The sequence below is a fragment of the Bradyrhizobium ingae genome (assembly GCF_055791185.1).
This window is the reverse complement of sequence record NZ_JBVUBB010000014.1, coordinates 54,113-66,921: the sequence shown is the minus strand read 5'-3', so window position 1 is coordinate 66,921 and position 12,809 is coordinate 54,113. Positions and strand designations below refer to the sequence as shown.

The following is a 12,809-nucleotide window of genomic DNA, read 5'->3' as shown; positions in this document are numbered from 1 at the left end:
GTCATACAGCTTGGCAAACGCCACCTTACTGTAGTCCATGTCTGCTGATAGATCTGCCGAACGCCCTTCGTGTTGCCGACATAGAAGGTATCCTGCGCGCCGGTCACTCGCTCTCGAACTCGCCGTGCGCTCGCCCTTTGTCTGCAAGACCAGGCCCCTGTTTGCATTCAGCTTCACGCACTTGCCGTCTTTCCTGATCTCGACGCCGCGCATGTCGGATACCCAGATCGCGACAGCGAGATCTAACGCGCTGCTTATGGGCGATCCGAAGGTTTCAAGCGATCGGCGCGTAGGAGAGGTCTGGCGTTCATTGGCTGCCGCGACAAGCCCCTTGAACAGGCCGGACAACGCTGGCACGGCCCTTGCTATCAAGATGCAACCCTGAGTGAGGCTGAGTACCTCCTTGCCGCATCGGAGTGGGATTATGACGGGCAATCCGCAGGCTAAAAAGCAAAAGCAAAACCCTCCGAACAAGCTCCCTGATGCGGACGATGCGCTGATCTGCGATTTTGGGGAAACACTTAAGCGTCTGCATCCGATGAGATACGTCGGGTACCCAGGTGTTCTTCGCAGGTTCAGTAACTGGCTCAAGAAGGGCAAGAAGGAGCCCATGACTAGCCGACTTTTCCATGATGGGCTTACGGACGATGCAGAACAGTTCAAGCGTGAATTCCAGAACAGCGCGATCTGCCCCGCATTGGCGCTGCTTCGGGAACAACATCGTGAGCCAGCAGGGGGGCACACCGGTGAGGGCAGTTCGCAACAAATCACCGGGGCATCGTCTTCAACCGCGGCCGTGTCGTCCTCCGCCATCGGCAGTCTCGGATCGTTGCCATCCGAGTCGAGCAATCGCGGTTTGGACTTGGATCTGAATGCGCCCCTTCCGGATGAGTGGCTTATTTCCGACTTCGGAAGCCAAGCCATTACGGCTGGCCGGAGCCAAGGCGTCGTGGCGCAACAGATAGGCGAGCTCAAGAAATTCTCCGCCTGGCGTCGCCAGACTGGTAAGCCGGAAATGGCCGGTCAGCTCGATCAGCTGCATGACGATACGCAGGCCTATGCGGTAAGTCAAAAAGTTGACCCCGACGCCGTTGCTACCCTCAAAAGGGCGGTGAAATGGCTTACGGAAGCCGCGCCAGGGAAAACCGTGAGTGGCGGTCTAAGGAAGGCAAAATACGACGAGGACGACGATCTTATTGACAAATACGGGGCAACAACAGACTTGAATATGAAGTCGGCGAGTGTCCGCGTGTACGCAACGGCGCTGCGTCGGTTCAGTGACTGGCTCTTTGACAACGACAAGACGCCGATCGCACGCCGACTTCACCGCGATGAGCTGTTGGAGGATGCTGATCAATTCAAGGTCTCGTCCAGTGACCCATCGATCCGACCCGCGCTGACAAAGCTTCGGAGCTTCATCCTCGAGCAAGCGGATTCCTCCGCCGGGGTAGACACTCCGCAGCGCAGCTCGGCCCAGGTGCCTGCCCAGTCGCTCGTGGAGCTCCCGTCCTCGGGTTTCGGCGGAGGGAGGCCCGTGGCGGAGTATGGACATCTTGTTGACTTGGGCTGGCAGCATGGCCGCCAAGCGGCCCCGGACATCCTGATCGCCGAACTGACGAAAAACGGCCTTCTGCCGACGACGCCGTTCCAGTCGACACATATGTACATCTTCGGCCAGCCCTACACGGCGCAGTTGGATCCAGCGAATGGGGTCGTGACCGGAAACAATCCGCGAAGCGGCAATAACATTATCCTTGTCCCGCAAATCAAACTCGAACCGGGCGAGTCAGCGGGAGCGCGCATCGCACACGTCCCGGAATCACAGCCGTTCGCACAACAATGGCCAACAGATACCTGATCTAAATCATCTCACGCAACACAGGCGCAGCCGTCTCGACCTGCCTTGCTCGGTGCAAGGGGGGCGTTCGGCGGTCAAGGATGGCCGCAGGCGACCGCGGCGCGGCACGAAGCGTCCTTGAGGACCGACCGCCCCCTTGCGATGGTGGGTGCAGGTGGGGCTCGGAGGCGTGTCGGATGGTGCAACTCAGCTCTTCGAATCGGCTACGCGACTACCAAGCCGTGGGCGGGTCAACGCTCTTTCGAGCGTAAGAACCTCCTCCTCCTCAAAAAGCCCGTCGCTCCTTGGTAGAGGCCTGCACATCGGCATTCAGTTGGTTAAGCGCCTTTGGCGACCTTCCGGTCTTGCAAATCCATCTCCTAGACCTTGCCGCCCATCGCACATAATTTCCGGCGAGGTCGCCCCTTTTTGGCTTCCGTTCGAAGTGGGAAATAAGTGCAGCGTCAATCTCGAGGTCGAGCGCCTCTTGTTGGTGAGAAGACCTGTCGGGCGGCCGTGCTTTGCTTCTTGTGCGGCGGACTGTCCGTCATAGTCCATCTCCGACTCAAGGATGTCCTCCGCGCCCAACCACTTTTGGAACATCTCAAAAGCAAGGGCCGCGCAAACGAGATCTGCCGAAATTGTTCAGCTTTGAGCGCCTCGCACACGACGGACGGTGTCCGACGTTCCAAGTCCAACAGAACTGTTGTCAGGACACGGTCAACTGTCGTTCGCGCGCGAACAGTTGCCGTTCCGCGCAATAGCCGCATCAGCTGCCGGAACGGAACTGCGCTCACCTCACTCACAAAGCCTGTCAGTTTCGATTGAAGAGAATCGAAATGGCCATAGTCCGACGATGCCTCTTCGTCAGCGATGATGAAATCACCCGCGGAGCCTTGCCATGCGTATGCGCACTGCACCCCGAGTTCGAAATCACCAGCCATACCAAACGCTCCCCGAAGCGAGGCTACCCCTGGCTACAGACATTATGCCGCGCAAGCAACGACTCGAGATCGACCGCAGCTATCGCCGCGTTCGTCCTTTGCTGTCCCCAGCCATGGCGCGGCCAAGACGCCCCCAAAAGGGCGGAGCACGAGCGGAGCTGGAACTCACAAAGCTATCGCCGCCGCCGCACAGCGGCCTGGGGACCGAAGTCGTTCACCACTTGTCTTCGCCGGTGGTACTTCCGGGAACGTGTTCCCATTTCACTTCTTTGTAGGTGAACGACCAGTCTTCCATGTTTTGGAAGAAGTTGTTCTGCGGGTTGATCGTCAGTGGCAGAAAAGCCTTGCCTTCGATCAAGGTCGCGTCCTTCCAGGTCGTTTTGAAGAAGTTTTGCGGCTTCGGCATCCCCCCTGGGTCAGCGCGGTAGAACTCGCACACCACCTCTTCAAGCACCTCGTTGGTGGCCAGCGCCTGCCAGAGCAGCGGCGAGGCGCGATCGAAGAACTTGGTGAAGACCACCGGCTGATGATTGCGCGCGCCGGTGGCGACACCACTCGCCATATCGCGTGGGACAATGATTCCACTGGTGAAGGCAACGACGGTGATCTTTGACTGGTTGTCGGCGTCGCTCTTGGCGACCTGCCCGATGCTATCAGGCTTGGACGCATCTTTGGAGATGTCGCCCTGTTTCTTGCCTTTGATCGTTATGTAAGCTTCAAGCGCCACTTTTGCCTCCATTGTCTGATATGTGCCAGCACGAACTGACGCGACAGACATCGCAACATCCGTGCCAAATGTCGTCGGCACAGAGATCGTTTGTATTTACCAATCTTTTGGATATGCCGGTCAAAGAACGCTGCGCAGATTCCGGCGCACCGTCCGCGCTAGGTTCTCTGCGCAAGTACAGCGATCCCTCACAGCATGACCGAGCCTGCTGACTCAAGTCGACACTCGACATCGAGAAACGCACGCGTGGCAACGTCGAGCACAGCCTGCCCTGTCACCCGATAACCGATGCGTTTGTCGACGACTGCATTGCCCCGCACTGCGTAGATGACCACTGTACGAGGACCTCGTTGCTGCAGCGTCAGATACTGCGTAGATAGCAGCAGGCGCAATTCGCGTCCGTCGCGAAGCAATTGGGTGCGAATGCCATCGGACGACGGCCGCGGTACGTTAGTCGTCGGTGTTGGCAGGATGGTTGCGCGCGCTGCATTGGCGACCGCTTCTTCTAACGGATCGATCTCGCGGGTCGCGGGTCGCCAGACAGTCATGAAGCGCTACGAGATGAAGAAAATCACACAGACCCATCGAATATCTCGATAGAGGCGCCTGACTGCGACTTGATGCGATTGAACAAATGTGTCTCGGAGGTCACTACTCCCTTCATATCGGGATTGTGCACCGCGCCGACCACCACCGGCCGGTCAATATCGCCGTTCATGTAGCCGACAAGAACTTCCGTTCCGGCGACCAGGGGAAAATGGAGCCCGGTTTCACTCGGGCCAACATAAGGCTCGAGCTTTCTGACGTAGTCGCTGCCAAGTCCTTTCGACGCCGCTTCGTCGGCGAACGTAAACTGCAGCTTGTAACGGCCTTGGTCGTCGATTTCGGCCCGCTCATTCCACGCCTCTCCATCGATCTTGGCGCTGTAGAGGCCGACGCCCGGCGGCACAGGCGTCATAGCGACTGGACGGTAAGGTACGTCCGACCGGATGCAGTGGACCATGTTGTAGTAGGCGCGCCCGCTCCGCGGCAACGCGTTGAACCCGGTCGGCGCCGGCCGGTAGGCCGAGTGATCTGCCGCGACGACCAGATATTCGCCATCGAACCGTGGATGGCCCTGCAGTTCGAAAATGCGTCCTGCGCGGAGCTGCGGCGCATCGCTATGGGCGATGTACATCGTTTGACTGGCGCCAATTTGCTCCGCACGGATCTTGGCAAGCGTGATCGCTTCTCCTTCGGAAGCAAAATGCCCGCCGAACCGTTCGGCCTGCCCCAAGAAGCCGCCACCTTGCCCGACCTCTTCATCCACGGATATGACGGAAGGCACCGTTTCGTTGTAATCGCGGAGCTTGATCGTCTTTGTCGAGAGAACGCGGCGTTGCCGGACTGACAGAATTGCGCTTTCGTCGACACGGCGGGACGTGCCGCGGTCGCGTTGGTGCGAATAGAGGATGGCCGCGCTGGCGCCGAACCTGACCTTGGGAAATGCCAGGTTCTTGTCACCAAAGACGACGGTCTCACCGTCGTCTTCCTGCTTGAAAAAATAGAAAATTCCGTTCCGTTCGCACAGGCGCGAAATGAAATTGAAATCACTTTCATTGTACTGCGCGACGTAATTTCGCTTTGGGTAGCTATCTAGATTGTACTCGGCCGGGATGCTGATGGCTGCCCTGTTCAGCTCCTGCTTGACGATGTCATCCACGCCCACCGGCTGGCCAGGGCCGTAAACGCGGCTAGCTAGGGAGAGTTCGGTGACCGAGAAGCGTGGGCGTAAAACGAACTGAAGCACCCGAAGTTCGGTTATTGTTGGGTCCAGTTCCTCTACCAGTGCGCAGAGGCCCGAGGCAGTCCATTGCCCGCATGCGGTTTTGATCGTCAGCCTGGCGCGTTCACCGATCATTGAGCCGATATCTGCATTGCTCGATGTCGTGGCATAAACCTGATAGCTGAACGGCAGCGAAATGCACTCTGTGCCTTCGAAGCCTTGCACGTCGAGCTCGAGCTCTGGCTTACTGAGAATGTCCAGACTCATGCTGAGATTATATTCGGCCATCGGTACACCACCTCGAAACGCTTGCGGAGCTAAAGAGCTCGTGTCTGTTACCGCCGAGCGAGCTGCCATCGGAGACGGCAAGCGTGTGCTCGCAATTTCCAAGCATTGGAAATGATCACATAGTATCTTGCCTCCTTACACGCTTTACGACAGCCGCATGGCGCGCACCGCCCCACACGCGGTAAAACCAAGGCAGCCGGATGAGACCCTGGACAAACTCATCGACCGTCTGGATTCGGTCGCGGCGGTTGAGGGCAAGACCCGAGGCGAGTGCCCGCCATTGCGCCGTTGAAATGGTCGAAGGCGGCGCGGGTGTCAGATTCTCGTCGAGCGCCTCATCAGCCGGCCGTCGCCCATATGGATGCGTGCCGGTCAGCACCAGATAGGCTACCACAGCAAGAGAAAAGACATCATCGCTTTCCGCACGCGGGTCGCCCATCAGCATCTCTGGCGATGCATAGGCAGGGGTCATAAGAGCGATCTGATCGGACACTGCCGCGGCCCTCTCGCTTCGCGTCGTCTCCTCGCGCGCAAGCACCGCACCAAAGTCCAGAATTTTGACTGCTCCGCTTGACGTCATGAAGATGTTCCCCGGTTTCAGGTCGCCATGGACCATTCCGAAACGGTGCATATGGGCGAGCCCCTGCCCTGCAGCGCCGATGATACGAAAGGAAGCAGCGGGTGAGAGTGGACGTCCCTGATGTTCAATCAGGATCTGGGCTAGCGAGCGGCCCTCGAGGAGCTCCATCACCTGGTAATGGTACTTGCCGTCGTAATCGGAGTCATAAATGCGCACCAAATTTCGGTGTACGACCTTACGCAAAAGACGCGCCTCACGATGCAGCAGCTCGACCAATTCCTGGCGCATGGTCGGATGCTGTCGGATGACCTTCACTGCAACTTCGGGATTTGGTTCGCGCGCCCACAGACCAATCCGATCGATCGCGCGATAGACGGTGCTGATGCCGCCGACGCCGATCACGTCCACCAGGTCGAAACGGCCGCCGAGCACGTATCCCAGGGGAGCGACCGCCCCCAACGAGGACGCGTTCAAAGTGCAACCTCGCTCGAGCGGACAACGATCGCGCGGACATCACCGGTTGTTCCCCTGGTGCAACAAAGCAGGCGGAGCGCCGAGCTCGCGGCATCGATCTCAAAACGCAATTGCGAGCTTTGCGTGTAGCCCGACGGCCAGCGATCGCCTTTCGTCTGATGGGACGTCGCCATGGATAGGTTGAGCCGTTGATGCCTCGGTGCAACGAAGCACCATTGGCCGGGCGCTTCCCGCAGATACAGAAACGAATGCCAACGCCCGCTGGTCATAGGCTATCCGGGCACCGGAACGAACGAAGGACACTCAAGCTGAACGGATTGCTCACGCTTGCCGCGCGCAGCTCGTAGGTCACGTTGGTCCCATCCGGCTTACCGATCGTCATGGCAAACCGACCCGAAGCGCCACCTGAGGCCAGTTGTGAGGCGTCGAGGAGCCGGAACAGTGCCCAGGGGCCGGAGCGTTCGATCCTCTCCTCGGTTTTATCCGCCGCGGTCAGCGTAATGGAAGCGATACTTGCATCGGTTCGGGTCGGCCATTCGAACTCGTAGGCGCGCGGCGCCTCGTGACGATAGGCGATTTCCTTGCCGTCCAGGACAAACGTCGCGCCCATCAATTTGGGGCTGAGGTAGACTGGTTTGATGCTGAACTTCACGGCCGGTGCGGACCCGGGGCTGCTGAAGAATGCATTGCGGATCTCCCGCGCGCGCTGAAATTGAATCAATGCATCCGCGCGGATAGGTGCCTCTGCGCTATCGATGGTCGCCGGTGCAAGGCCGGTCCGGCGGTCGACGACAAGCGGCGAAAGGTATTTCTGAGAAAAGTCATCGACGATGCCGCCGGGACGGAAGAAATCGCCGAAGTCCTTGAGGGTCATGTCTTCGCTTGCCAATTCAAACACTGGATAGCGCTGAAAAATGATACCCTGGCAAACCGGGATCACTTCGCGCGTCCAAACCGCATCGACATAGTCGTGCGCCCGCTTGAGCAAGCTGTTCCACGTCTGAAGCGTCGTCTCGTTCATGATGGTGCGAATCGGCTCCGGTCGCAGCGCCGAGTCGGCGCGCAGGGCACCGAAAGCGTCGTTATTCGGATCCTTGGCGCGTCGCTGAACGAGCTGAAACGCGGCCTGGTTCGGATCCGGTGCGGCCACGATGTTGGCCATTGCCGCATAGAGACCGCCGAAGAGACCACGGATATGATCCATGCCCGTCGACTGTCCCGACGCCCCGTCTGTGGTCAGTTGGGCCAGAGGCCGGAACGCTTCGGTGATCCGCGTTCCCGGCCACGGTGCATCACCAAACGCAGCGCGGAACAGAGCGCCCGCGGCATGACCGACGGCCGCCGAGGAAGGCCCGGCGGAGGTGCCAGGATCTCCGGACTTGGCCAGGGTCTGCTCCCCTGGCGGCAGCAAATTCGAATTGTCGCGTACGAGCGAAACGACCTGCTGGAGCGTGCTTTGAGAACCGGCCAATCCGCGCATGATCGCTGAGCCGCGTTGCAAATCGTCAAACTTGACAACATGGATACTGCTCAGGACATTTGACCAAACACGGATATAATCATTGACATACCGATCCATGACTTTGAGGGCGATCTGTTGAATATCTTCCGTGTCGATCGGGGCGCCAGCGAGGAGCCAGTCGGCGTTCTGCTCTGCTCGGGCGATGAGCGGCAGGTTCGGCAGCACGAAATTGAGGAAACCCTCGCGCGTGAAGATCCCCGGGATCATGGCAGCATTGTCAACCGGTTCGTGCTCGTCAATGGTGGGAAAGGCAATCTGCAAGGTGCGCATCTGGGTGATCTCAAGCTGGCCTGAGCCCACCAGACCAATCAAATCGATCGGCCGCAGGCGCGTGTTCTGCGCGCCTTCGCGCAGGAGGCGGGCGTAGACCTGCTCGACGACCGGGCGCTTGCTCAGCCGGGAGCGTACCGCTCCCACGAATTGCTGGTCGACACTGATGGGCTTCGGCAGCAACTCGATAAGCCGCGCAAAATGCTGGTTCAGCTCGCCCGCCGACGTCGGATCGAGCGCAAAGGTGCGCGCGACTTCATCGCGCGCGGCGTGCTCGACTTCGCCACGGTCGAAATGCCCGGGATCGCTCAGCATCCAATAGGTACGGAACACCTGCTTGACCTGATCCAGCAAAGCGTCGTTGCCAGCGCGCAACAGGGCATCGATGCGGATGGCGAGCCTGCCCGCAAAAACCGGCAGCAGGCGATTGAGCAGAATGCGGTCGTAGGCATTTTGGGCTGCTGGCGCAAGCACAGGGGTCGCCGAGATGCCGAGGCCATCAAGCCAGGCAAACCAACTGTCTTCCCCAGCCGCCAGGCGTAGCCGGCGCGCGGCATTGAGTGTCGGCAGGACGGCCTTAAGGTCGAGCGGTCCGCGAGCCTCCAGGAGGCGCGCCTCTGCAATCTGCGCAGCCACTCTGGTTTGGTCAATACGCGCCTCATTGCGAGTGAAGGCACTATACCACACAATGAAGGCAGCCACGGTTAGCACCATTGCCATGATATGCCCGCCGCCATGTATCAGCGCGAGCCGGCGCTCCAGTTTTAAATTGCGGCCGACCAGTCCCTGCTCGGCAAAGATCACTTCGGTCAGCAGCTGCTTGATAAAGAACCCCCTCCCCGGGCCAACGGTCGGCATGCGCCGGGTCAACTGCAGACCGAAGTTCCGACCAATCGCATCGATCACGCGATCGATCGGCTCTCCCTCCTGTGTGCCGCTGGTAAAGTAGACGCCACGCAGCATCGGCTCTACTTCGAAGCGGCGTGATCGGAAGACCTCACCAACGAAGCCAGCGATTGCGGTCCGGATACCCCAGAACTCCTTCGGAAACGAATACATGAGTCCCCGCCGGATGAGATCGCGTTCATCGTGCATGCGAAGAGCCAGTCTCGCCTCAAGCCGCTCCGCAAGTTCCTGCATCTCCAGACTCACGGCGTCGCCGATACGATCGCACGGCCCGAGAGGAAAGGTCTTGCCCCAGACTTGGGCACGGCCCTGCTGGTCGAGATCGCCGAAATATTCGGTAAAGCCACGCACCATATCGCATTTGTTCACCAGCAGATAAACCGGAATGCGCATCCGAAACGTCTTCAGCAGCTCCTGTATCCGCGAACGAATGGCCTCGGTGTGCCGCCGCCTCACCGGCTCGTCCGGCGACAAGACATCGGCCAAGCTGACTGCAACCAGGATACCGTTGATGGGCCGCCGCCGCCGATTTGTCAGGAGAAGATCGAGAAAGCCGCGCCAGGCCGCACGGTCCACCTCGGTATCTTTGTCCTGCGTCGTGTAACGGCTTGCCGTGTCGATCAAGACTGCATCTTCTGCGAACCACCAATCGCAGTTTCGTGTGTCGCCGATGCCGGCGACCGGCTCGACGCCCAGCTGCCGGGAGAGCGGAAACTCGAGCCCGGAGTTGCGCAAAATCGTCGTTTTGCCCGCGCCCGGTGGGCCAATGATGATGTACCAGGGCAATTCGAACAGATAATTTGGTCCACGTTTGCCGGCGAAGACCGTATCACGCTGGACCTGCAGTGCGTCCTCGAAACGCCTGCGAATGAGTTCGACTTCCTCCCGGCTGTTGTCGGCATGCCTGATCAGGCCCTCGCTCTCCATCAGTGACTTGATGATGCGTCGGTTGGTGCGACGCGCCAGCACGTAACGGACAACGGTGACGAGCACGACCACGAAGAAAAGGCTTACGATCGCGGCGGCCCGAGCGGTCATCGGGTCGAGCGGACGTTGCTCGAACACGACGAGATAAGGACCGCCGAACCAGATGAGTAGGCTGATCGCGAGCAAGCAGACCAACGTGACGATGCCTCGAACCGAGAACAGGACCGCCAATTGTGCGCCGAACACGTAGCTCCTCCCCCTAAAGCGGTCCCGAGCGGCCGATCGACTCGATCAACTGCTCGACAGCCGCCAATTGGCTTCCGAGGCCCCAACGGAAAAAGGTGTAGCCGATGAGCATTACAGAGGCGGCGACGGCGAAGACAATCCACAAGGGCCCGTAATGCCGCACACCTGTGCGCGCTCTGATGCCACGCCATTCGCCCGACAGTTGAGCAGGCGGCGCGGTCGTGTGTTCTCCCAAAAGGCGACGGACCTCCGCGCGCAGGTCTTCAAGCTGCTCGCGGCCGCCTTGCATGACGCGATATTTACCTTCAAAGCCCATCAGCAAGCAGAGATTGACGAGCCTTAGCAGTGCGAGGTATTTGACCGGCTCGGCCTGGATACGCTCGACGATTTGGAAGACCTTTTCGCCGCCCCACGTCTCGTTGTGGAACTGGTTGAGCAGACTATTGTCGCTCCAGGCGCTTTGACTGCCCCATGGCGTGGTCATCACAGCTTCGTCGACCAGCGCGCATATGAGGTAACGCGCGGCGCTCACATCGCCGCGGCGCGCCTGATTTTTGACGGCACGCTCTTCGAAGCGACGAATTTGCTCGACAGTTCCACGGCGCATCGCCCCTACATCGGCGTTCTCGACCATGCGAAGCTGCGCGACGATCAATAGGATCGGTGTTGCGGCCGCAACCAAAGTGTCTTCCAGTGCGGCTGGATCAAACAGCCCCTGCGCGACAATTTCGGCATGATTGGCGATCCCAACTTCGCCGGGTTCAGCTGCTGGTGATGGCGCAACGGGAAACCTCACTGCGGCGCCCCCGGACGGAACGCGAAGGGAAGATTGGCCGCGTTGAATATTAGGGATCGGAGCGAGCGGTCTGCGTCCAATGACTGTCGGCTCATCCATGTGTTTCAGCCTGGTTAGCTAAACGTTCTCCGCGGATGGCCCAGAATTCGAGATGCAGATCCGGGTAGTCACCGCTGACGTGGAAAGCGAAGGCCGCCGAACGCGGCAGGGTGCGCCATAGCTCCACCGACTGATCGAGCTCGAAATAGACGGCGCTCTGGATGTAGGGTATCTGACGCGGTGCCACGGGCAGCGCGCGAATAGGAACACCGGGGAGCTGAAGATTGACGAGATCTCGGATCTGCTCGACCGAGCCTACCTTCATTTGCGCCGGAAGCTGGATGCGCAGCGTCTCGGTCGCCACACTCGCCACCGCTACAAGAACGAAGCGAGCATCCTGAAACAAGGCGCGGTCGGCAATGAGAGCGATCAGGATGCCATAACCGCGATCCTGCAGCGGCAGCGATATCGCGGCGCCCTGGATCACGACGGACAAGAGCTCGCGCAGGATGCGTACCAGAGCTGTGAAGCCGGTTTCGAGATCCTCATGACAATAGGCAGGCATATCTGCGGGTGTGCGGCGGTCGCCGACGAAACTCGACAGCTGTCCTGCAAGGCCAAGCAGTGCGCGGAAAAGCGTTTCGGGGTGATGACCGCGCGTCGCTGCGAAATGGTCGAAAACGGCTTCGGCGCCGTTCACGATGGATAACGTGACGAGATCGATCAGTCCCGCGCCATCTGCCCTCGAGCGTGACGGGTCGGCGCGCGCGGCAAGAGCCTCAGCGCGGGTCCGAAGCAACGACCTGACCTCGTTCAATAGCGCAATCAGCGGTTGGACCGCGTGGATATCGAGGGCCGGCGGGAGGTAGGTGTCGATCAGCGTAATGGCGCCGGCCGAGTCGATCTCGTGGATCCGACCGATAGGCATCGTGATCAGCTCGTCCTGCTCCTCACTGTCGAACACAAGATGCGTTGTCAGCGCTGCAACATTGATATCGACGGGAGGCTTTTCAGGCGCAGTCGCATTTCGGACCTGCAGGACCTCCTGACGATGGCGGCTCAAAGGTGAATCCCCGGGAGAGAGATCGTTGCCGGCTTTCCGGCGCCGCGCCACAGCGATCTTCACCGACAGGTTCTTCGCCGCAGCTGGAGGTGTTCGTCCAGGTGGAAGCTGACCGTACTCAGGTAATCGAAGCGCCGTGCCGTCAGGCATAATGGCTTCGAGCTCGGTAAGGACGACCTGCCCGAGCGCGAGGCAGCTGCGATCAAAGGCAATCTTCCGAACGCCCCAACCGTGGGCGATCAGACAGCCGACGCGATTCTCGAGCAGTTGCTCGACCCAGCGGTCGTATTGCTGCAGGTGCTGCGGCCGCACCAACATCCCTTCCGACCAGATCGGTCTACTCGTCACAGACATCGCCAAGTCGCTTTGCCAAGTCGCTTTGTGAACTCTAAAAAGCGGGATCTGCTCAGGACCTCGCCATGACG

The 12,809-nt window shown here is 59.7% G+C and carries 8 protein-coding genes; 1 reads left to right on the top strand and 7 read right to left on the bottom strand.

What is annotated here, in order from left to right:
- Positions 1-424 precede the first annotated feature (424 nt).
- Positions 425-1,858, top strand: coding sequence for a hypothetical protein (locus ACV1FX_RS21075; RefSeq protein WP_473119473.1), 1,434 nt, complete (start codon positions 425-427; stop codon positions 1,856-1,858).
- A gap of 1,137 nt (positions 1,859-2,995) precedes the next feature.
- Here the strand turns inward: ACV1FX_RS21075 and ACV1FX_RS21070 are convergent.
- The 7 genes from ACV1FX_RS21070 to tssK form a co-directional block, all read right to left on the bottom strand.
- Entirely contained in the window at positions 2,996-3,508 is a 513-nt protein-coding gene (locus ACV1FX_RS21070; RefSeq protein WP_473119472.1) for an Hcp family type VI secretion system effector, read from the bottom strand.
- A 188-nt stretch (positions 3,509-3,696) separates the two neighbouring features.
- Positions 3,697-4,056 (bottom strand): hypothetical protein, encoded by a 360-nt coding sequence (locus tag ACV1FX_RS21065; RefSeq protein ID WP_473119471.1) that lies wholly within the window; start codon positions 4,054-4,056, stop codon positions 3,697-3,699.
- Between the two features lie 23 nt (positions 4,057-4,079).
- The gene (locus ACV1FX_RS21060) at positions 4,080-5,561 is read right to left on the bottom strand and encodes a type VI secretion system Vgr family protein (RefSeq protein ID WP_473119470.1); all 1,482 of its coding nucleotides are present in this window, start codon (positions 5,559-5,561) and stop codon (positions 4,080-4,082) included.
- A 115-nt stretch (positions 5,562-5,676) separates the two neighbouring features.
- Positions 5,677-6,615, bottom strand: coding sequence for a serine/threonine-protein kinase (locus tag ACV1FX_RS21055; RefSeq protein WP_473119469.1), 939 nt, complete (start codon positions 6,613-6,615; stop codon positions 5,677-5,679).
- A gap of 265 nt (positions 6,616-6,880) precedes the next feature.
- A complete protein-coding gene (gene tssM, locus ACV1FX_RS21050) occupies positions 6,881-10,486 on the bottom strand; it encodes a type VI secretion system membrane subunit TssM (protein ID WP_473119468.1) in 3,606 nt (1,201 codons plus the stop codon).
- Positions 10,487-10,499: 13 nt separating this feature from the next.
- Positions 10,500-11,381 (bottom strand): type IVB secretion system protein IcmH/DotU, encoded by an 882-nt coding sequence (gene icmH / locus ACV1FX_RS21045; RefSeq protein ID WP_473119467.1) that lies wholly within the window; start codon positions 11,379-11,381, stop codon positions 10,500-10,502.
- Positions 11,374-12,738, bottom strand: coding sequence for a type VI secretion system baseplate subunit TssK (gene tssK / locus ACV1FX_RS21040; protein ID WP_473119546.1), 1,365 nt, complete (start codon positions 12,736-12,738; stop codon positions 11,374-11,376). The genes icmH and tssK overlap by 8 nt, the downstream gene beginning before the upstream one ends.
- Positions 12,739-12,809: the final 71 nt, after the last annotated feature.

Excerpts from the sequence above, each read along its gene's own strand:
- ACV1FX_RS21075 (WP_473119473.1), top strand. The coding sequence starts at position 425 with ATGACGGGCAATCCGCAGGCTAAAAAGCAAAAGCAAAACCCTCCGAAC.
- ACV1FX_RS21065 (WP_473119471.1), bottom strand. The coding sequence starts at position 4,056 with ATGACTGTCTGGCGACCCGCGACCCGCGAGATCGATCCGTTAGAAGAA.
- ACV1FX_RS21060 (WP_473119470.1), bottom strand. The coding sequence starts at position 5,561 with ATGGCCGAATATAATCTCAGCATGAGTCTGGACATTCTCAGTAAGCCA.
- icmH (WP_473119467.1), bottom strand. The coding sequence starts at position 11,381 with ATGGATGAGCCGACAGTCATTGGACGCAGACCGCTCGCTCCGATCCCT.
- tssK (WP_473119546.1), bottom strand. The coding sequence starts at position 12,738 with ATGTCTGTGACGAGTAGACCGATCTGGTCGGAAGGGATGTTGGTGCGG.